This is a genomic window from Fictibacillus sp. 26RED30 (genome assembly GCF_015903845.1).
Taxonomy (GTDB): Bacteria; Bacillota; Bacilli; order Bacillales; family Fictibacillaceae; genus Fictibacillus; species Fictibacillus phosphorivorans.
Genome location: NZ_JACZDV010000002.1, coordinates 175,309 through 197,466, shown reverse-complemented (window position 1 = coordinate 197,466; position 22,158 = coordinate 175,309). Strand labels below are relative to the sequence as shown.

Below are 22,158 nucleotides of genomic sequence, written 5' to 3'. Positions count from 1 at the left end.
CATTCATGGCAGGAAAAGTAGTTAAAGGAGATCTAGATAGCCGGATTTTTAACTTTATCAATATGTCACTGCTTATTATTTTTACTTTTATCATTATTATTCCGATTTGGAACGTTATCGTTTCTTCATTCAGTTCTGGAAGATCGCTAGCAGAAGGCGGATTTGTATTTTGGCCGCAAGAGTTCTCGATGGAAAACTATCGAGCCGTGTTTAGACACGAGACGATCTGGCAGGCATTCTTCATCTCTGTTGCAAAGACAGTTATTGGCGCAAGTACACATGTCCTGTTTTGTGCGATGGTGGCTTATGCCTACAGCAAACAAAACTTAAGAGGACGTAAGCTTTACTCGGCACTCGGAATCATCACCCTGTTCTTTAGCGGAGGCATGATCCCGACGTACCTACTTATTAAATCATTAGGATTGTTAAACAGCTTTTGGGTGTATATCATTCCGGCATTATTCAGCTTTTTTGATGTTATTATCTTGATGAACTTTTTCAGAAATGTTCCCAAGTCACTAGAGGACTCAGCTAAGATCGATGGCGCCGGCGATTGGAGAATTTTCTGGAGCATCTACCTTCCATTATCCAAACCAGCACTAGCAACAATCGCTCTCTTTAACGGGGTCGGTCAATGGAATGATTTTATCACAACAAAATTGTACATAACGGATCAAGCACTCTATCCGTTACAGATGAAAATCTATGAAATTATCGTTCAGTCTCAAACCAATACGATGCAAAATATCGGCGGTTCAGTCGTCATCGAAACAACGGCAAGAGGTGTGCAGTTGGCTACAATTGTCATCACCACCTTACCAATCATCCTAATCTATCCACTTCTACAGAGGCATTTCATATCAGGAATGATGCTTGGAGCGGTGAAGGAATAGCTTGAAACGAAAATTAACGACTCTTTTAACTCGTTTTGAAAGCGTTTTAGTTTTAATCCAAAGGAGGAAGAAAAATGAAGGGCATCAAATCTATGTTTGGAAAAGGTTTAGTGTTGTTGTTAGCGATTTTTATGGTATTAACAGGCTGTTCCAGTGATTCTGAAACAGAGAGTGCAGGATTAAAAAAGCCAGACTACAAAGTGGATAAAGAGACACCTGCTTGGAAGCTAGATAAGCGAGATGAAACGACTACGTTAACATGGTACGTAAACGCCGATTGGTGGAATGCTGATTTCGGTAACGACTTCGTCACAAAGCAGATCAAGAAAGACTTAAACATCGATGTAAAGTTCATCACGGGTGATGATACGAAGTTGAACGCACTATTCTCTGGTGGAGACATTCCGGACATCATCTCCCTATTTGATGCAAATGCTCCAATCGCGAAAAAAGCGAACACATGGGCATTGCCATTAAACGAATTAGCAGATACGTATGATCCGTATTTTCATAAAGTAGCGGTAAAAGATACGTTAAAATGGCACGAACTGAAAGACGGAAAAACATACGGTTACGCTAACTTTTCCAACACACAAGCAGACTATGATCAAGGTGTGATCCCAGCAACAACAGCATTTGTTATTCGTAAAGATGTGTATGAAGCGATCGGAAAGCCAGAGATGAAAACACCAGAACAATTCCAGAGTGCAATGACAAAGATCAAAGAGCAATTTCCGAAACTGATTCCTTTTGGACCGAGTGAAGCGTTTGGTGAAGTGCTGCAAGACTATATCGGCGTTCCGCTTGAAACAAAGGATGGAAAGTTTTACAACCGTAACTTAGATAAAGATTACTTAACGTGGTTAGAAACGTTTAACGGCGTGTATCAAAAAGGCGGCATCAGTGATGATAGCTTTGCCGACGACAACACAGCGATGGAGGAAAAGATCAAAGCAGGTAAATATGCGTCTATGCTAATCAGTGGTATTCCGCAAAAAGGTGGCGCACTGCAAAGCTTTAAGACTAACAACCCTGGAAGTGAATACATCGCGGTAGATGGACCGGAAAGCACAGTAGGTAATGCACCAACATTAAATCAGTCGGGTATCACAGGCTGGATGATGAACTATATTACGAAAAAGAGTAAAGACCCAGCAAAAGCAACTCAGTTGTTCACGTACTTGTTGAGCGAGAAAGGGCAAACGCTCGTAACGTACGGAATTGAAGGCGAAACGTACACAGTGAACGCAGACGGAAAATACGAATACAAGCCAGAAATCAAAGAAATGCGTACAAAGAATCCTGATCAATACAAAAAAGAATATCGTTTCGGAGAATTCTTCTTCTTCGGACATGACAAATATAACCTGCTGAGCGATGACTCAACGATCGAAGCAACCAAACAGATGGCAGAATGGGGTAAAGGAAAGCTCGTGCCACACTTCGTACTAGAAGGAACAAATCCTGATCAAGGAACACCAGAAGCACGCTCATTCAGTGCCATTGACACCGAGTGGCAAAAAACAGTCGTAAGCATGGTCCGAGCGAAGAGTGACAATCAGTTCGATAAAGAGCTAAAAAACTACGAAAAGTTCCTAGACGAAAACAACTGGGATAAGATCACAGACATCAAGACCAAGAAAATGGAACAAAACCGCGAGAAGTTGGGGATGAAATAAACTGCGGTAGGCTTGTTACAGTCGTTTCTATGTAAGTAGTTTGATCTAAAGATTTGTTATTTTCTTCATCGACAAGTTGATTGTAGTGGAAGGTGCGTGCCAACCGCATGAGAAACTTCTCGCAAGGCATGTGACGAGGAAGCTTACTACGGTAGCATAACTGGTAGACGCAGGAACAAGATACTTTCTTGAAGCGGCAAGTGGCTCACCGCCTGCCCCGCGGAAAGCGAGCACCTGAAACGGAAATCAACCACATTCAAGACAGCAAAGCTTAGCTCTAAAAGCTCTAAAAGGGGGAATCAAACGTGCAAAAAATCTTTCATATAGAAGGCAAAATCTTCACAACGCTAGCCAGAATCTTCGACCTACTCGTACTAAACTTGCTGTTCATCATGAGCTGCCTGCCCATCATAACAATCGGCGCAGCACTTACAGCCATGTACACCACAACCTTTAAAATGGTCCGAAACGAAGAAACCAGCATAGCCATTGACTTCTCGAACGGATTCAAACGCAACTTTAAACAAAGCACGAAAATCTGGCTAGCCTTATTCGCAACAGCGGTCACTTTCTTATTCGCTGCTCAATTTTTAATGGGAAAAGGCTCTGCTATCCTCTTCCCACTGCTGTTCGTAGTCACGGTTTCGTTGCTTTCGTTTTTATACGTATTCCCCCTACTTGCTAAGTTTGAAAATCGTAGTACACAGATCATAAAAAATGCTATTTTCATAAGCTTTCATTCGATGGCTTATTCCATCCTACTGTTTGCGATTACGTTATTGTGTCTAGGACTAATCCCTATCTTTTTGCCACAATTGATCGTTCTTTGGCTGTTCTTAGGATTCTCTCTATCAGCCTATGTAAAATCGTTTCTATTTGAAAGATTATTTAACAACTATGCTTCCATCAAGGAAGAAAAGGAGATCGCATGAAAAACTTAACCATCTATCAATCTACGGGAGAACATGATCTGTTTGTTCAAAAAGAGATCGAAGAAGTACGTGTGAGTACACCATCTTCTGATTCCACGGTGACCGTCACTGTGAATATAGAAGAAACCTTTCAAGAGATCGACGGATTTGGTGCTTCGTTCACAGATTCTGCAGCGTATCTCATTCATCAAATCCTAGATGAGAACGACCGAACAGATCTTATGGAAAAGCTGTTTCACCCTGAGAGGGGAATCGGGCTATCTGTGTTGCGTAATCCGATGGGATCTTCCGATTATGCGCGTGAGATGTATAGCTACAACGATCTTCCAGACGGAGAGACAGACTTTTCACAGTCACACTTTTCCATCGCACATGACTTAGATGATATCGTTCCCCTTGTTCAAAAGGCGCTGCAGTTAAATCCATCGATTAAACTCATGGCATCTCCATGGAGTGCGCCTGCTTGGATGAAGACGAGCAATTCGATGATTGGCGGCGAGCTGAAGGAAGAATGCTACAGTGTGTATGCCGATTATTTCGTGAACTATATTAAAGCGTACGGAAAAGAAGGCCTTCCCATCTATGCGATTACACCGCAAAACGAGCCTCTTTTTGTGCCGGGGCATTATCCGGGCATGCTCATGACCGCAGAGCGACAGGCTGATTTTATAAAAAACTACCTGAAACCGCGTTTTATTGAGAACGGACTGGACACAAAGATTCTTTGTTATGACCATAACTGGGACCGTCCGAATTATCCATTGCATGTGATCGATGATGTAGGAGATGCGGTAGATGGTGTGGCGTGGCACTGGTACGGAGGGCGTCCGGTTGCTCAGCATCAAGTACATAAAGTCTATCCGGAAAAAGAAGTGCATTTTACAGAAGGATCTGGTGGAGAGTGGATTCCAGCGTTTGAACCCGCGTTCTCAAACGTTATGCGTACGGGAATCGAGATCATGCGTAACGATTCAAAGTCCTTTGTCCTCTGGAACATGGCACTAGATGAAGAGAACGGACCGTCTGTTCCAGGCTTTGGCAAGAGTACATGTCGCGGTGTCGTAACGGTCGAACAGAAAACCCAAAAGTTAACCTATACACTCGACTACTATGCCCTCGCGCACTTTAGCAAGTTCGTCCGGCCAAAAGCAGTACGAATTGGTTCTACAAGTACAGAAGAAATCCGAACAGTCGCTTTTAAAAATACTGATGATTCAATCGTAACTGTACTTTTTAATGATGGTGAGAAGGAACAATCCATTGAGCTCAAGCAGGATAACGATGAGATCCTCCACTTTACACTAGGTTCAAAATGCGCGATGACACTACTTACAAAATGATTTTCTACAAAAGGAGAACACAAAAATGCAGATAAAATGGATCACAACTACCTACCAAGAAGACACAAAGAAAACCGTTGAAGACAGCCGAGAATTCTCCAAAGACACAGGCGTTGAGATGAAAGTCGTCAATCTTTATCCAGATATGGAATACCAGACGTTTGATGGATTTGGCGGTGCTATCACGGAAGCGTCGGGTCACACTTTCTCGTTGATGAGTGATGAGAACAAAAAGAAAGTTCTAGATGCTTATTTCAGCTCTGAAGGAAATCGTTATAACCTCGTGCGTACACACATCGATAGCTGCGATTTTTCAGTAGGTCAGTATGAAGCGATGAGCGATCCATCTGATACGGAATTTAACACGTTCAGTCTGGAACGAGACGAAGAATATATAATTCCGATGTTAGAGGGAGCAGAGAAAACAGCAGGCAAGTCACTGAGTGTGATGCTATCACCATGGTCACCACCATCTTTTATGAAAACGAACGAGCAACGTGTGGAAGGTGGCTCACTAAAGCCAGAATATCGAGAGTTCTGGGGAAAATACATCGCTCACTACATCAAGGAATACCGCAAAAAAGGCTTTTCGGTCGACATGCTTACGATTCAAAATGAACCGAACGCGAGACAGACTTGGGATTCTTGCCTATATACAGCCCAACAAGAAAAAGAATTTCTAAGAGACTATCTCTATCCAGCGTTAAAAGAGAATGATTTGTTAGATGTGGATGTACTGATTTGGGATCACAACAAAGAAAGAATGTACGAACGCGCATGTGACATTATTGATGAAGAAACGAATAAAATGGTTCAAGGCGTGGCGTTCCACTGGTATACGGGCGAGCATTTTGATGCGATCAAGCTTGTTCGCGAGAAGTTTCCGGATAAGAAATTGATCTTTACAGAAGGCTGCGTCGAGTATAGCCGTTTTAGTGAAGCGGGTCAGCTTCAAAACGCACAGATGTACGCGTATGATATTATCGGGAACATCAATGCCGGCATGAACGCGTTTATCGACTGGAACATCCTGCTGAACAAAGAAGGTGGACCAAACCACGTGAACAATTTCTGTGATGCGCCAATCATGTGTGACACAGAAAACGATATCGTGCAGGAAAAGCTGTCGTATACGTATATCGGTCACTTCAGCCGTTACATTGAACCAGGAGCAAAGCGCATCGCATTAACGAAATATACGGACAAGCTAGATGTAGTTAGTTTAAAAAACCCGAATGGTTCTCTTGTGATTGTGCTATTGAATCGTTCGGCTGAAGACGTTCCTGTATCACTTCGACTAGGTGGAAAAGTGAGTGATTTTGAAGTACCAGCAGGATCGATCGTGACAGGTGTCATTTCTTAATTGTTTCAACAGAAAGCTTCCTATATACTACTGGTAATGACATACGTACCCGTAAGGAGCTTAACGTGATTCTAAAAGATAATCGACTTCCTTTATATTATCAGCTGATGGATCTATTGATCGGTAAAATCAAATCTGGCGAGTTTGCCGAAGAGGATCAGCTGCCTTCAGAACGAGAGCTGTGCGAAACGTATCAAGTGAGCCGTACAACGGTGAGGCAAACGATACAAGAACTCGAAAAAGAAGGCTATATTTATAAGATTCATGGTAAAGGCACCTTTGTAGCCAAAAAAGTGCACAATCAGAATCTAGTCAAAATTTATAGTTTTACAGAAGAGATGAAAAAGGTAGGGAAGATTCCGTCCATTCAGATCATCTCTTTTCAGAAGGCGGTGTGCAACAGTAAAGTTGCCCGAGTCATGAATCTGTCTGTTGAAGATGAAGTGTACATCTTTAAAAGACTAAGGCTCGCCGATCAAGATCCAATGTTGATCGAAACGTCTTATCTTCCGGCCAGTCGTTTTAAGAAACTGAGTGGAAAAGACCTAGAGAATACGTCTATGTATGAATGGTTCCGCAATAAGTACGATATGAATATCTCAAAAGCATCGGAAAGCTTTAAAGCGATAAGTGTAATGAGGAATGAAGCCGCAATACTGAATATTGAAGAAGGAACACCATGTCTTCAATTAGAGCGGATCGCCTACGAACAATCGGATATCATTGAATACACGGTTTCGGTTGCAAGAGGAGATAAGTTTACGTATACGGTGGAGTTGACTTAAAAATAAAGCTGGTTTTATGAGTTTTCAATAGAGAAATCATAAGACCAGCTTTTTTGATGTAATGATAGTCAAGGAAATTGTACCTAACACTTGTAACTCACTTAATGCCGTTCGCCTCATTGTAAATCTAATTCATGCTCTGTAATCTTATTCTTATATAAGGAAATTTAAGGTAAGTAGAAGAGGAGGCAATACCATGTTTCGGATTTTACTTAAGTGTTTACTTGTATTTCTATTAATTATTCCCCTTTATCCAAGTGGACACGTTCATGCACAAGTGGAGCTGATTTCCGACACTCCCCTAAGTGAGAGGCTTCACGACATTTCACTCCATAGTCCGGCATTAGGGAAACAGACATCACTGCGAGTTATTTTGCCTAAAGGGTATGAGGAATCAGAGCAAACATACCCTGTTCTTTATTTGTTGCATGGTTGCTGTGGTGACTACAAAGCATGGACGGCTCGGACGGATATTGAAAAGATCACGGAGAATCTGCCGTTGATTGTTGTTATGCCTGATGCAGGGAGAGGTGCAAGTTATTCGGATTGGTATAACGGAGGTGTCTATGGACCGCCACAGTGGGAAAAATATCATATTGAAGAACTCATTCCTTGGGTGGAGCAACATTATCGTGCAAAAGGAACGAGAAAAGGACGAGCAGTAGCTGGCTTATCCATGGGTGGCTTTGGTGCGATGTCTTATGCGGCAAGACACCCTGATCTATTTGTAGCTGCAGCATCATTTTCAGGTGTACTCGATACGAACCTAGATCCTGAGTTTTTAGAGAAAACAATTTTTCAGAATCAGGAAAAAGTGCCACCTGGAACGGTTTGGGGTGACAGGGAAACGAACGAGATTATCTGGAGAAGCCATAATCCTTGGGACCTAGCAGAGAACTTGGAAGGTGTGGATCTTGCCATACACACGGGAACAGGTGAAGCGGGCGGACCGTTGGATGGTGGTTTGGAATCTCCGGTTGAAGAGACTTGTTTTGTGATGTCAACGAGTCTTCATAATCGACTAGAAGAACTGAACATTTCGCATGTGTGGGATAGTTACGGACCTGGTTCCCATACGTGGGGCTATTGGCAGCGCGATCTGCACCAAACGTTGCCGCGGTTCATGGACATCTTTAATAATCCCCCTGAAGCACCAATTCCTTTTCAATATAAGTCAGCTGAATCATCCTTTTCTGTCTACGGCTGGGATGTTACATTCAATCGGGATAAAATGGAGTTTGCTAGATTATCTGACGTGACGAAAAAAGGATTCAAACTTCAGGGTTCAGGAAAAGCAGATGTTCAAACAGCACCTTGGTTCAAGCCGAACGGAAAATATCAACTGAAGATTAAGGGTGATAGAGGTGCTAAAGTTGTGAAGACACGTGCGGATGAAGAGGGAAGATTGCGTATTAAGCTAGATTTTACATCAAAACATGCAGGAGACGAGTTGTCAGTTAGTATTAAACAAAAGAAGCATTGATTTTTAGAAAAAGGCTCATATTTATTGTGAGTCTTTTTTTCGTGATAGTAGGAGTGGAAACTAGGAATGTCTTACTAGGGCAAACTCTCTAAAACCAGTACAATATGCGGTTGGATTTACAATTATTAGGGTATAAGATTTAATGGTAAATTTTAACGGTAACTGTGTTGTGAATGAAAACTTTAGAGAGGGCAACGGTGAATATGGGAAGCAAAGTGTATGAAGCACCAACCTTAAAATCTGCAACCAAAGAGCGAGCCCAACATTATGAGGAGTTACGAGAACAGTTTGTTGGATTAAAAAAAGAGTTTGGTAAAATTGTAGATGACGGACAATTCCAAGGACATGGAGCAGAAGCGATCAAAGGCTTTTATCAAGCGCAAAGTGATATCGTAGACGCTTGGCTTCGATTCATAGATGTGAACATTGAGTTCTTCAAAAGCATCCCGGGGTATGCCGAAGATGCTAATCTAGCCGAAAATTCAATGGTCCAAGTACCGTTTCTTGAGGAAAATGTAAGCCAAGGATTAAAGTCAGCAAAAGATAGTGTCGCTGACCAACAGGAATCTCTACAGAACATTTTTAATGGTATTAATGATCTTGTATCATTAACTGTCTTCTCAAAAGATCCATTTGATGAGCAGATGGATCAAGCTGAAAAGAAACGGACGCGAACCGTTGAAGCGGTTAACGCAATCGACCAGCAGCTCACTCAAGAATATCTTGGGTTACAGAACCTAGTAGAGCAAGTAAACGAATTGTACTCTGCCATGATAAACGCAACGCGTCAAGGCGAGAATATCTCACCTCTTTACTTTAACGCAGAAGCTTATAAGACGAGCACAGTGTTTCAGATGCAAAGCGAACTAAAAACGCAGGCAGCCGGTTATGTGAAGCAAAAGAGATCAGAACGAATGCCGAGTGCGATGAAGCAACTATCTCAGGAAGCTAAAGTATATACATTAAAAAAAGAAAAAGGCTTCTTCACAGAAATTTGGGATAACGTTCAGAGTGGATCAGGAAGCGCTCTTGATGATACCGTAGACGGTCTTGTGGATATGGTGAAAAACCCATTAGAAACTTTCGATGGTTTAAAATATGCCGCAGCGCACCCCATCAAAACAGGAAGTGCGGCTTGGGATCAGTTATCTACATCATTTAACGAAGAAGTTATTCACGGAGATGCGGGCAGCCGGGCGCACTACTTTTCCTATATGGGCACCCAATTGGGAGTCAGCGTCTTAGGTGGAAAAGGGATTGATAAACTCTCTAAAGTGTCGAAAGCAGATCTGGCAAAAGGCATGGGGAAGGTTAAGAAACACACGTATGTAGTGAACAAGAAATCCACTGCTTATCTTGAGAGATTTAATCTTTTGTTTGCTAAAGAGAGATTGGCTACAGATGGTTATAATCTTGATGGAAAAGATTTTGATAATGTTGAAGAAGAAATGATGGTCTTGCAGGCTTCCAAGGTGAGAGAGGTTGAGGGTAAGGGTACGAGTAAAGTTGCAGGGCTTAAATCCAGAAAAATATCTTCTGAACAAATTGAATTAGATTGGCTAGCTGACAAGTATAGCGCTGTAGAAGTAAAAGGAACAGTTAAAGTTGGTGGAAAAGAAGTAGATGTATCCAGAAGAGTGTACCAAATTGATATTGATAAAAATTATGTACCTAATAATCCGAGGGCATTAGGAAAGTCGAATAGAGAATTAATGGAAAAGGGTAAATCTCCATATATTGTAAAGGACGGGGTGGAAAGTAAAGTTGAATTACACCATTTAATTCAAAAAGAACCTGGTGGAATGGTTGAAATTGCGGAGTTAACTCATGATAAATACGATTTGACGCTACATGGTTTGGTTGAAAATGGAAATAGTTTTAGAAATAATCTAGAACTTGAAAAAATGTATAATAATTTTAGGAGTAATTATTGGAAAATGCGTGCTAGTGAATAATAGGAGTGAGTATAAATTATGGATGAGAAAATTATTAAGATGATTGAAAATCATGGTGAAGCAGATGATTTTTTTGGAGAAGTATCAGAAGAATATATTATAAAGGCTGAAGAAAAACTTAGAGTAAAATTTCCTCCAATATATCGCGATTTTATAAAAAAATATGGTTCGGGAGGAATATGTGGAGTTGAGCTTGAAGGTATTCAGGGTAATTTGGGAGCATCTGTAGTTGATGCAACAGAGAGATGGAGAAAATTAGGGTTAGGTATGAACTTAATTGTATTAGAGGACGCGGGAGAATTTGTTAGATGTATGTATTGTGCAGATATTAATGATGACAGAGTATTTAGTTGGGAAAGGGGCAGAAAAGATTTACACCCAAGATATAATACATTTGATGACTATGTAATAGACATATTTCAAGAAGGAATTGATAACTGGTAAAAACAAGTTGCCTAAAACCAACCCGTTTGCATGATCTGATCAATGTTCCAATGTTCCTAAAATATAATAACTTATCCATTTAAAACCTTGAAAGATGAAAATACTTTCAAGGTTTTTTTATGTCTCTCTTTTTGTTATCTCCGTCGTGTTAGCAAAGCTCGGGAACCATATGGAGAGTCTTATGGAGAGTAGAAAAATGGCACGTCTTGAAAGGGAAATGAACAAGAATGAAATGCATTTATAACGAATTGGAGGCTACTACTAATGAAAACATGGAAAACGAGCATTGTTAAACCGTTGAGTCGAGTGGTAAAATAGTAAATTAATAAAAATCAAAAAATGTTTTTCTTCTTAATAAGTTTCTAGAGCGTGCTTATCCAAAATTAGATAGCACTAAACCGAAAAAAGAGGAGACAGGAGCACCTTAGCCAGATGGCTTAGGTGTTTTTTTATGAAAAAAACTGGTTTAATATGGTAATGTGAAATTTGCAATAGTTTATTGTTACTTGTAAGTTCTCCTTGTGAGCTATTACTTTAATAGGAGTTATCTAAGAATCTACTTGTAAATGCACGATTCACAATATATTTTTTAGAAATAACTGAACCTTTTACCGAATTTTAGACAATTACATATGAGTGACCAACTATTAGGAGGACCTTCATGGAACCAAAAATAACACCAGAAGTTATAGATCGTTTAAAAAAAGGGGACCTTGCAGCTTTTGACGAGATGTATGGAGCTACTATTCATAAAGTTTATAGAACTGTTTATGTCCTTGCACCTAATAAGCAAGAAGTTAACGAAATTGTAAATGAAATATATTTTCAAGTCTGGAAATCCATTTCAAATTATAATGATTCATCGCCATTCTTATTTTGGTTGAACGGTCTAGTGTTTCGCCAGGTTAAAAATTGGAAAATGAAAGCATGGAAGCGTGCGGAGTTACTTCGTAAGATCAAAAAGTTTAGTCTGAAAGAGTCTTTTGCAAACGACGATACTTTAAAAAGTGAAAACCAAGATGAGATATTATCGCAGTTAAATACCATGCCTTACAAACTAAAAGAAGTTTTGTTGTTAGTTTATTTTTATGACTATCCTCTTAAAGAGATTGCTAGTCTATTACGTATCCCAATTGGAACAGTTAAATCTAGACATCATACAGCTATTAAGTATATACAAAAACAACGAGCATCAATAACAGGAGAGGTGGAAATTAATAATGCTAAATGAAAATAACCATTTAAAAAAGAATCTAAATGACCACTTACACAACATTCATCCTCCATCATCCTTACATGCCGAAATTAAGCAAAGAATAATAAGCGAAGAAAGCACGACTAGATCCTGGCTAAAACTAAAGATAAATATTGTGCGTGTTAGCACAGTTTTTATTATATTAATTTTATTATTTGGAAGTGGTTTTGTTTCTCCACGCCTAGGAACTGTATTACAAAAGATTCCGGTTGTCGGTTATATCTATAAAGATTATCAATCAGATATAGGACTTCAAAAAGCTGAAGAAGTAGGTTTAACAGAAGACTATCAAAAAACGGTAACCTCAGAAGGTGTTGAGGTGACGTTAACAAAAATTTATTACGATGGAGTGAACCTTTCAGTTGGTTATAAAGTGAAAAACAACACTTCACAGAAGTGGGCAGATTCTCCTGAAATGGGAGTTGGAGCTTCACATTTCTTAATTCTTAAAGGTCTTCATGAATTTAAAATAAACGGTACAGAGGTAATGGGTGGAAAGAATGATTCATTTGAGAAAGTCGGTCCTAATGAATATGAAGGGGTTTTACAATTCTATCCTTATAATTTTCCAAAAGAAGACAAGTTTACTATAGATTGTTTCTTTACAGAAATTCAAGGAGTAAAAGGAGAATGGAAGTTCAAAGTACCTGTCACTAATGAGAAAGTAAAAGAAAATGTACATTCTTTTGAACCTAACTATAAAATAGAGGGATTAGATGGAGAGATCATAGTGAGTAGAGTAGATTTTACTCCAACAGCCATTGGACTTGAGACCAAAATAATTAGAAAAATAACTGAGGAGAATAAAGATGATTACTTCTTATTTAGTATCGTTGAAGTAGGTGCAGATAACGGGGTAATAGCAGATGCTAAAAAGTTAAAGAACGGTAAAATACAGATAACAACTAAATCAAGTTTTTCTCCAATGAAAGAAGTACCTGAGTTTATTACCATTAAAGCCTATAATCCATCTGATTCTACTGAAAGTGTACAGTTTAAGGTACCGCTTAAAGAATAGAATTTTAAACGGGAACTTAGAGAGCGAAGATCATTAAATGAACTACCTACGTTAATAGAACTTTGTATATTGGAGAACTATCCAGCTGCTATCTGTAAATACTTGAAAAGCATCCACTGTAAAATGGGTGCTTTTCAAAATTTTTCATAAGAATAATTATTCGAGATAATTTACAATATTATTCACTTAAAACTCGATACTACCACCTTCAGGATAAAGAATGATATACGGATTATCATAGTCTTCATCTTGTTCTTCTTCAGATTGTTCGGGTTGGCAGTATGCAATCGTAACGCCATCTATTAAATGGTTAGCTTTTAATTCTTTTAGAATTGTCTTACATGCAGCTTCCACATCTACTACAGGGCAAAAAACGTTAGTCAAAAAAGATTCCACTTCCATTTCTCCACCATCAACAATTCCATTTCCAGTCCATCCGAGGCATTCATTAATTAATCCTTCAATCTGATGCCGCTTTTCAAAAGCTTCTTTCATACTTAAACCTTCGTTCGTATGCTGAATAATGATTTCAGGAAGTTGATCTTCATCTAAAAAAACATAGCCTTGCTTAACTTTTTCATCAGCTAAGTTGTCCATTACCTTATTTGTACGTTGGAAAAGGGAAACTTTCATTTCTTTGCTTTCACCAGTATTTCCAACTATTCCCCAATGTTCAATAATGGTCTTTCCTTCATTCCAGACTTCCCAATAATGGTATTGCTCGTTAATAGTTTTAATTAATTTCAACACGTATTGTTGCCCCCATCAATTCTTAAAATAGTACTAATGAAATTATATCCGTAGAGAGTTGAAAAAGAGAATAGTATTTTAAGACAGCCTATAGCTGCACCATTAAGATATCGTTTAGTTATTGTAAATATGGCATGGATGCTTCTTTTATTTAGTATGATGTTTCATTATGCGACAAAAAAGAGGTTATTTATGATAAATGCCATTTTGAATAAATTAAAAAAGAATTTTACTGAGATAAGTATCTTCCTTTGTTTCACACTTCCCCCAGTAGGGATTGCTCTATTTGTGTTTTCAGGGTGGCTTTATTTACATCAAATATTCAAACAAAGAAAGCCAATCATTTTATCACCGGGTGTGTTTCTGATTAGCTCCCTGTTTGTATCCTCTTTCGGAGCAGCAATTGCGATGGGTGATTATTCGTATTTCCTTGTTTCAGCCTTACTTTTGGCGTACTTAGGGTTGTACGTAAAGATTAAAAATAATAGTGTGAAGAAAACCATTTACGCGTTTAAATGGATTAACATCTTAGGCGGTATTTACTTTTATAGCTTGTATCCGATTCAGCAAGTACTCATGAATCAAAAAGTTATAAGCTATTTTATGGGAACAGTGTTGATTGGTCATTCGAATGTGCAGCATTATGAAAGATTAATGGGTGCTGCTTATAATCCAAACTTCTCTGTAGCACTGCTATTATTCGGACTATCGTTTCTTCTTGCAGAGTTTCATAAAAACATTAGAAGAACGCTTTATCGAAAATCTGCCTTACAAGCAGTTATAATCGGAATGTTTATCCATGCTATTTATTTAACGGAATCGAGAGCGGGTTTTTCCATCATGCTCATTATTTTCGTTCTTCTTTCCTTCAGATGGAACAAACTATGGGCGAGTCTATTTGTTCTTTTGTTAGGGATGAGCAACCATATAATTGTTAATTGGATGCCAAGAAGTGAACAACTGGTGGAATCGACAGGTATCAGGAAGGAAATTTGGAGAAATTCCTATGAATTATGGCAGGATCATTCATTATTTGGAGTGACAGCGTTAGGATTTTATAAAGAATACTTTTATCATTTTAACGAACGAATTCCTCATGCTCATAACTTAATCATCGGAATTTTCACCGAATACGGTGCTCTAGGTGGAGTGGCTTTTGTTATCGTTGTAATCATTAATATCTATAAGGTAGCATCCTTTTATTTAGCCAAGACGGGAAACAAAGAACATCTGGATGTTTTCTTGCTTTCCTTGCCAGTCATTTTGCTAACGGGTGTCTTTGACTATGTGCTCTATTCGCCTCAGGTTGCAGTACTTGCTATCATCTTAATGGCTTGTTGGGATAGGTATACGGAACAACTACATTTAAGTCCACGTGTAATGTACTATGTGAAGAAATGGGTCTCATCAATTCCTTTTAAATCTTGGAAAAACAAAAAACAATCTACAAGAATGTAGAAATGACAAGATTACAGATATTGTGAATATAAGTTAAAATAAATGTGAAACAGTTGGTACGATTTTTAATTGAGAGGAATGGATACATGTATCACGTAAAACAGTTAAGTGATTCCAAATATAAAATTTACGAACTACAGGATGCTGCTACAAATTCTTGGGTTAAGGTAGCTCCAGAGCGTGGAGGTATCATCTTCTCATATGGGGTAGAAGGCGAAGAACTGATCTATCTAAATGAAGAAACGTTCTATGATAGAGACAAGAATGTAAGAGGCGGTATTCCAATTCTTTTTCCGATCTCTGGTCAGTTGTCTAATGGAACCTATGAATGGGATGGAACAACGTATTCCATGAATAACCATGGATTTGCCCGTAACGCCACCTGGGAAGTGATTGATAGCGAGATGGAAGACCGTGCATCACTAACTATTAAGCTGACGAGTAATGAACAGACGAAAATCTCTTATCCTTTTGACTTTGAAGTCCTATTTACCTATGTATTAAAGAAGGGAAAGCTGACTATCCATCAAGAATATATGAACATGGGGGATATGCCTATGCCTATTTATGCTGGCTTCCATCCCTATTTTAAAACGAGTGAAAAGCACCTTTCCTATGAAACAGATGCAACAAGATACTTTGACTATAATGATAATGAAGAGAAAGAGTTTAAAGGCAGCGTTGATCTAGGAAACTTGAAAGAGGCAGTAGTTTTATTAAATGGTACACAACCTAACATCACTTTTAACCTTCCCACATTGAAGAGAAGAGTTAGAATTAACTATAGTGAACCCTTTAAGTATGTCATGTTATGGGCAGAAACCGCCAAAGAATTTATTTGTGTAGAACCTTGGATGGCGAAAACCGATGAGTTCAACAGAAAAGAAGAACTTACTATGATCAAGGGAAATGAAAGCCTGAAAACGGAAATTAGTATTCAACTAGAACCATATATTGTCTAATACAAAAAGCACGCAATTTTGCGTGCTTTTTACTTTGCTTGTTGTAAAGACTTAAATTTATTAAAGGTGATTCTAGCTCCTTAAGTTCATACCAAACTCTCATTATCCTTAGCTGGTGCTGTTATAATTAGATCATTAACTAAATAAAGAGGTAGGAGAAGGCCATGCAAAGGTATACAAAACTATTCATATCAGGAGTTCTATTAGTGGTACTCTCAGTGCAAAATGATATGTTTAAAGAGTTCATTTACCAGTGGGAAATGGATCAAAAATACAAAATTACGGAGATCAATGAAATGTATGCAGGTGCTCCGACTAGCTATCAATTCGGATCAACAAGTATTGAAACATTTCATATAACAAAAGATGAGCCTCCTTTTCGAGATCCATGGGACAACATCATAAACTTAGCGGATGTGTATATTACAATAGATGGTGAGAATAAAGAGGTTTTAAAGAATTTCCCTGTTCAAATGGATGAAGGACTTAACCAATATTCACATTATGTATCTTATTGGCTCGTTCATAACAAAAAGACAACAGAAGATTCTTTTGCAGTTGTCGTTCAAATGAAAAGAGGAATCATGAGGGATATGAATGGGTTCATACCTAATGAAGAACAAAAATATCGGATTTTTACTATTAGTGAAAAGGGTATTGTGAAAACAGAAGACTTTACCTACAAAACAAAATCCAAATTACAAACAAAACTAATTCCACCCATGAAGCAAGGGCCAGCAGGATATTATTCAGACGACTGGTCGGCATACCCAACCATTTTCACTCTCATTTATCCATTGTTTTATCCTATAGTTACGTTTTTTATAGGAACTATTTTAATTATAGCTAGTCTTGTTCTATTTTATAGAAATAAGAATAAGACAGAATACAACTCATAAGTTTAAAATGCATACAAACTTCGTATTCTTAGCGGTTTTATTCAATAATTCTTAACAGGTCACGGCATAGTAATTATGCAGTGACCTTTTTTGCATCTGATAACAAAAAACCTTTTAATGAATTAAGTAGAAAAAATTTACAATTATTGGTATATTTAAATAAATTCTGTTTATTGGGCTAGGAGGCTTCCTTATGTACAATCGGACAACATTAAAAGAAAAAGTTTCCCAAACTGCCGAGTGGATTGAATGTCCTGTACTAAACTGTAAACATCAAGTGCCTAGACAAAAGAAAACGTTTAAAACAACAGACGATTACTTATGTCCAACTCATAACATCTTCCTATCTCCCACAACCTTTGAATACACAGATTACACCATGAACTTACTCTCAAAAAGTCCTGAAGATATACAGTTATTAAGAACGATATTAAAAAAGAAGCGGGAAAACCGATTGGCACGAAATAATTCTGAAGATGCCGTAACGTGGAATATGTTTCGTTACTTGGAAACTAGTAATCAATTGGAGAAATACTTAGAATCTATAGGGATCCATAATGCTCTAAATCCGAAAATTCATTACTGGTGCTATGATAAGGAGTCTCAAAATGCATATCCACTGCTATTAAAAGCGCGCAGTACATTTGGAGAAAAGCCTTCTAGTGGAAGCGAACCTGATCTTTTAATAGAAACAGAGGACGCCATCATAGTAATTGAGTGTAAAACCGGATCAAGTAATAACACAATACCGTCTCGTGCTGAAGTAGAGAAGTTATATACAGAGGCTGACAATTGGTTCTTTACAAAAGTGTTTAATGCAGGTTTTTATACGATTGCTATACAAGAAAAAAAGTATGAACTGTTACGATTTTGGCTGCTTGGCCTTTGGATGGCAAAACAAAAAAAGAAGGAATTTTATTTGATTAACCTTGTGCGTAAAGTTAAAGAGCGAAATATTGAACGGGAATTTGGAAAACACCTAACTTCAGGGATGGGTACTTTCAAACGCACAACATGGGAAGAGATGTACCATTTTATCAAAAGATCCTCATCACCAAACAGGAATATTGCTCTCCACTATCTAGAGAACCAAACTATAGGCTATACATCTTCTGGGAATATAAAGATGGGATATCGGCTCTAAATAAGAGTACAAATATAAAGACTGAATGATCTTTTATTGAATTGAAAAGATGGATTGTCACCTTATCGATACCTATAAAAGACTAATACGAGGTAATTAATTTAAAATATGAAAAGGCTGACTCAAAAATGAGCCAGCCTTTTACTGCTTATTGTCGTGCTAAATCTACAATGCGCCCTTCAATTACAGGATTAACATTTACTAACTCTGCAACATAATCACGTAGATTTTCCCAGTCAGATGCACCTAGATCTGTAACGCGTCCTTGCTCATAAGCATTCTTGAATACCGTGAATCCGTCTCCGCCTTTAGCTGTGAAAGCATTAGTTGCAATCACGTATTCTTGAGACGGGTTAATTGCAGTGAATGTACCGTCTGCATTTTTCACTTCCATCGATACTACACGGCTACCAGCAGCTTTCGTGCTGTCATAAGTGAACTTCATGCCTGACACGTGAAGGAATCCGCCATGTTCTTTAGGGGCGTCCTTAACACTGTGCTCTAATGCTTGTTTAATTTCTGCACCTGTGAGTTTCATTGTTGCAAGCGTGTTTCCGAATGGTAAGGTAGTTAACACATCACCAAATGTGATTTCACCTTGGTCGATTGTAGCGCGAATACCTCCACCATTTTGGAACGCCATTACGACGTTTGAATTATAGTCTTTTGCTTTATCAAGCATGCCATCTGTAATAAGGTTACCTAACTCGACTTCACTATTTCTTACACTTGGTCCAACATCGTTCGTACGAGGAGCTAGTAATACTTTTTCTGCAATTCCGCCTGTGGGTTTATTCTTAATTTCTGCCACTTTAGTGGAATACTTAACAAGTAACTCAGCAGCTTCTGGATCTGCTGCTTTGTCTGCTACCTTAATCAACTGTCCAGCTTGTCCGATTACTTTTCCTTTATGATTGAACTGAACATCCAGTGTTCCTAAGAAATCACCATACTGATAGGCTTGAACGATAACAGTAGGGTCTTTCTTTTTCCCTTTTTCATCTGTTGATACAACAACTGGAGCGTCAAGTTGTGTGTGACTATGACCACCAACGATAACATCAATACCATCAACATATTTTGCAAGTTGTAGATCATTATCATAAGCGACACTGTCATCATACCCAAGGTGGGTGAGGGCAACGATCTTATTAATACCAAGAAGTTGGAGAAGCTTTACCTCTTTAGTAGCTGCTTTAATGTAGTTTTGGAAACTAACTTTTTCTGGGCTTGAGATATCTTTTGTTTCTTCAGTTGTTAGGCCGATGAAACCAACGTATTCGCCGTTTACTTTTTTTACTATTGATGAGTAGATTTTTCCATCTTTAGGTCTAAAATCATAACCTTTATATAAGCTTCTTAACTTGTCATCTTTTGAAAAATCAACGTTTGAACTGACAAATGGAAAATCGGCGTTTTTAACAAAGTCTGCCAAAGCTTGGTGTCCTTCTGGACTTGCACCAAGATCAAACTCATGGTTTCCGAAAGTCATAAGGTCATAATCCATAAGATTCATGAACTCAAGATCAGCTTGTCCTTTGAATTCGTTGAAGTAAAGAGTACCTGAGAATACATCGCCTGCATCAAGCAATAAGGCATTTGGTTTTGTCGCGCGGACTTCTTTGACTGCGGTGACTTTTTTGGCAACACTATCTAATCGTGCGTGCGCATCATTTGTATGCATAAGAGATAAGTTAAAAGGGCGGTTGTTCTTATGATGATTCTTACCATGCTTATGATTCGAGTCTGCTGATGCAGTTATAGCCAGCTGGGAAGAGATCAACCCAACAGCAAGGGAACTAGCTAGTAATCTTTTAAACGTTTGTTTAAGGGGCATTTCATCACTATCCTTTCAAATTAGTCATACTATATTAATTTAGCATGTAATAATTAGAAATGGAGTCGTAATTTGTCGAAAAAAGTTTGAATTTAAAAGTTTAACGTAAATTTAACAAAGATTCTTGGGGAAATAGTAGTAGAATCACTAAAAATTTAGTTCTCTGCATGTATCTTTAAGTAATTCTCCTTTTTTTCTTGTATATGTTGGACATATGATTTTTGATTTGTTAGTTCAAAAATAAATATTGCCTTATTGTAATTTGATGAAATTTCATAAAGGTCAAAATTGGTTTTTTCTTGGCAAACACCTTTTTGATAATAAAGTTGACCGAGGATATAAAAACTTTCTAGTTTCAGGCATGACTCAATGGCCTTATCTATTATAATAAGAGCTTCATTATATTTTTCGTCTAGAGTATACACTTTAGATAAGTTATACATGACTTTTATTCTGAATTTTTGGAATGAATCAATGTGAATGGTATTACTAAGAATACTCTTATAATAGCTATAACTATTTGTGTAATCCGTATTCTCGGCATAAATAGCGGCTATAGAGTTTTGTATCTTTAAGTCTTGATAATTATCCTGATCCAATAAATTTTTAGTTGATAATAGTTGCTGCAAATTCTTGATAACTTCCACATATGAAACTAAGTCTAAATAATATGATGATAGATGATAATACCAACTAATAAATTGCTCATATTGATATCCATATTGCTTTAGGTTATTCAATCTTTCGAACTTTGTAATTTCAAAAATTTCATCATACTTCTTATCTGAGCTTAATTTTTCAATCATATCAATAGTTGTTGCGACATATCCATTTCGTTCCTGGATTAATAAGGAAATAAAATAAGTAACTTCAACTCTCAATTTAATTGATATTAGATAAATCGTATCTATGCTCGGAAAACATTCTCCCGATTCAATTTTACTAATTGCAGCCTGCGAACATATTCCTTTCGCCAAATCCTTCTGTGACATCTTATAGTGCTTTCGTAACCTATGTATTTCTTCCCCTAGTCTATTCATGTTTAAGTTAAGCATCTCCCACCCCTTATAGAAAAATATAACAAAAGTTATATTTTTTGTCTTTTGACTTGAAAAAACTAAATTACGAGATAGGTAGTATCTAAAATCCGTATATTTCGAGAAAACAGTATTTTTCCATATATTGTAGCATTGATTTAAGCGAAATATAGGTAATTAGTTTGTTACTTTAAGGAGAGAAAAACAGTGAAAAAGATTCTAATTTATCTTGTCCTAGGTATTTTTCTGATAACCGGGGGTGTGTACAACTTAGATCAATCAAAAGAAAAATCTAACCACCACGCATCGGTTAGTGTTGTAACGCCAGAAGCAAACGAAGATGATTTACCGTTTGAACATTGATTCATAATGATATTTCAAGATTTGTAATAGAGTAACTTGCTTAAGTTAACCAATTACAATCTTTAAATATAAATTGTTTTTAAATAAGGGAGGAAATGAAATGAAGAAAACGATTAAAAAGTATTACAGAGTAGGATTAGCAGGTGTGATGGGCATTACATTACTAACAGCAGGAAACGTGGCATTAGCAAGTAATGATAACGTTGAGTATAGTTTCAGCTTAAAACCTGAGCATGGTAATTCTTATTCTAAGGAAAGATATCGCCAAACGACTGATACGAGTAATAAGTGGAAAGTTAACTATTCCTATTCTAGTGAAGGTAAAGGAACAGTCGCTACATATTGGTTAGATAAGAGCGGTACACGAGTATCTGATACACATGATGTTGCTCAAGGTTCAGGTGCTAAATACTATACTGCATTTAGTACTGCAAACCAAAAGGATGTTAGGCTGGGTGTTGAAAATAATAACTACACAACGAGTGGATTCACTGCTTCTGGATATTGGGATGAAGAAATCAACTAATTAATATTAAGAGGGAACAGTGGCAATTATCGTTG

Annotated in this window: 20 protein-coding genes; 17 read left to right on the top strand and 3 right to left on the bottom strand. The window is 37.8% G+C overall.

All coding sequences use genetic code 11. The annotated features are described in order from the left end of the window. The first annotated feature begins 5 nt into the window (after positions 1–5). From IHV11_RS13635 to IHV11_RS13585, 11 genes are all read left to right on the top strand, one after another. Entirely contained in the window at positions 6–893 is an 888-nt protein-coding gene (locus IHV11_RS13635) for a carbohydrate ABC transporter permease (RefSeq protein ID WP_197195153.1), read from the top strand. Between the two features lie 74 nt (positions 894–967). Then, on the top strand, positions 968–2,572 hold the full coding sequence (locus IHV11_RS13630; RefSeq protein ID WP_197195152.1) for a sugar ABC transporter substrate-binding protein: 1,605 nt from the start codon (positions 968–970) through the stop codon (positions 2,570–2,572). A 305-nt stretch (positions 2,573–2,877) separates the two neighbouring features. Further along, positions 2,878–3,504 (top strand): YesL family protein, encoded by a 627-nt coding sequence (locus IHV11_RS13625; protein WP_197195151.1) that lies wholly within the window; start codon positions 2,878–2,880, stop codon positions 3,502–3,504. Continuing rightward, positions 3,501–4,844 (top strand): glycoside hydrolase family 30 protein, encoded by a 1,344-nt coding sequence (locus IHV11_RS13620; protein WP_197195150.1) that lies wholly within the window; start codon positions 3,501–3,503, stop codon positions 4,842–4,844. The genes IHV11_RS13625 and IHV11_RS13620 overlap by 4 nt, the downstream gene beginning before the upstream one ends. A 25-nt stretch (positions 4,845–4,869) precedes the next feature. Next, entirely contained in the window at positions 4,870–6,207 is a 1,338-nt protein-coding gene (locus IHV11_RS13615) for a glycoside hydrolase family 30 protein (protein ID WP_197195149.1), read from the top strand. Positions 6,208–6,272: 65 nt separating this feature from the next. Next, entirely contained in the window at positions 6,273–6,992 is a 720-nt protein-coding gene (locus IHV11_RS13610) for a GntR family transcriptional regulator (RefSeq protein ID WP_197195148.1), read from the top strand. 196 nt (positions 6,993–7,188) lie between these two features. After that, on the top strand, positions 7,189–8,475 hold the full coding sequence (locus IHV11_RS13605) for an alpha/beta hydrolase (protein WP_197195147.1): 1,287 nt from the start codon (positions 7,189–7,191) through the stop codon (positions 8,473–8,475). Between the two features lie 203 nt (positions 8,476–8,678). Next, positions 8,679–10,430 carry a T7SS effector LXG polymorphic toxin gene (locus IHV11_RS13600; protein ID WP_197195146.1) on the top strand — a complete coding sequence of 584 codons (1,752 nt, stop codon included), beginning with the start codon at positions 8,679–8,681 and terminating at the stop codon, positions 10,428–10,430. A gap of 18 nt (positions 10,431–10,448) precedes the next feature. Further along, positions 10,449–10,874 (top strand): SMI1/KNR4 family protein, encoded by a 426-nt coding sequence (locus IHV11_RS13595; protein ID WP_197195145.1) that lies wholly within the window; start codon positions 10,449–10,451, stop codon positions 10,872–10,874. Between the two features lie 661 nt (positions 10,875–11,535). Beyond that, the gene (locus IHV11_RS13590) at positions 11,536–12,105 is read left to right on the top strand and encodes a sigma-70 family RNA polymerase sigma factor (RefSeq protein ID WP_197195144.1); all 570 of its coding nucleotides are present in this window, start codon (positions 11,536–11,538) and stop codon (positions 12,103–12,105) included. Further along, positions 12,095–13,147, top strand: coding sequence for a DUF4179 domain-containing protein (locus tag IHV11_RS13585; RefSeq protein WP_197195143.1), 1,053 nt, complete (start codon positions 12,095–12,097; stop codon positions 13,145–13,147). The genes IHV11_RS13590 and IHV11_RS13585 overlap by 11 nt, the downstream gene beginning before the upstream one ends. A gap of 186 nt (positions 13,148–13,333) precedes the next feature. Here the strand turns inward: IHV11_RS13585 and IHV11_RS13580 are convergent, their stop codons facing one another. Further along, positions 13,334–13,897, bottom strand: coding sequence for a hypothetical protein (locus tag IHV11_RS13580; protein WP_197195142.1), 564 nt, complete (start codon positions 13,895–13,897; stop codon positions 13,334–13,336). 192 nt (positions 13,898–14,089) lie between these two features. Between IHV11_RS13580 and IHV11_RS13575 the strand changes: the two genes are divergently transcribed. The 4 genes from IHV11_RS13575 (at position 14,090) to IHV11_RS13560 (ending at position 18,360) form a co-directional block, all read left to right on the top strand. Continuing rightward, entirely contained in the window at positions 14,090–15,355 is a 1,266-nt protein-coding gene (locus IHV11_RS13575; protein WP_197195141.1) for an O-antigen ligase family protein, read from the top strand. An 86-nt stretch (positions 15,356–15,441) separates the two neighbouring features. Then, positions 15,442–16,317 (top strand): aldose epimerase, encoded by an 876-nt coding sequence (locus IHV11_RS13570; protein WP_197195140.1) that lies wholly within the window; start codon positions 15,442–15,444, stop codon positions 16,315–16,317. 164 nt (positions 16,318–16,481) lie between these two features. Further along, positions 16,482–17,216 carry a hypothetical protein gene (locus tag IHV11_RS13565; protein WP_197195139.1) on the top strand — a complete coding sequence of 245 codons (735 nt, stop codon included), beginning with the start codon at positions 16,482–16,484 and terminating at the stop codon, positions 17,214–17,216. A gap of 193 nt (positions 17,217–17,409) precedes the next feature. Beyond that, entirely contained in the window at positions 17,410–18,360 is a 951-nt protein-coding gene (locus IHV11_RS13560; protein ID WP_197195138.1) for a hypothetical protein, read from the top strand. Between the two features lie 148 nt (positions 18,361–18,508). On the opposite strand, the gene IHV11_RS13555 is transcribed toward IHV11_RS13560, so the two are convergent. Together IHV11_RS13555 and IHV11_RS13550 are read right to left on the bottom strand one after the other, a co-directional pair. Continuing rightward, entirely contained in the window at positions 18,509–20,197 is a 1,689-nt protein-coding gene (locus tag IHV11_RS13555; RefSeq protein WP_231620342.1) for a bifunctional metallophosphatase/5'-nucleotidase, read from the bottom strand. A gap of 155 nt (positions 20,198–20,352) precedes the next feature. Then, the gene (locus tag IHV11_RS13550; RefSeq protein ID WP_197195137.1) at positions 20,353–21,252 is read right to left on the bottom strand and encodes a helix-turn-helix domain-containing protein; all 900 of its coding nucleotides are present in this window, start codon (positions 21,250–21,252) and stop codon (positions 20,353–20,355) included. A 189-nt stretch (positions 21,253–21,441) separates the two neighbouring features. Here IHV11_RS13550 and IHV11_RS13545 point away from each other — a divergent pair, with 189 nt between their 5' ends. Together IHV11_RS13545 and IHV11_RS13540 are read left to right on the top strand one after the other, a co-directional pair. Beyond that, positions 21,442–21,597 (top strand): hypothetical protein, encoded by a 156-nt coding sequence (locus IHV11_RS13545; RefSeq protein WP_197195136.1) that lies wholly within the window; start codon positions 21,442–21,444, stop codon positions 21,595–21,597. A 100-nt stretch (positions 21,598–21,697) separates the two neighbouring features. Next, positions 21,698–22,123, top strand: a complete 426-nt coding sequence (locus IHV11_RS13540; protein ID WP_197195135.1) for a DUF2712 domain-containing protein — start codon at positions 21,698–21,700, stop codon at positions 22,121–22,123. Positions 22,124–22,158 lie beyond the last annotated feature (35 nt).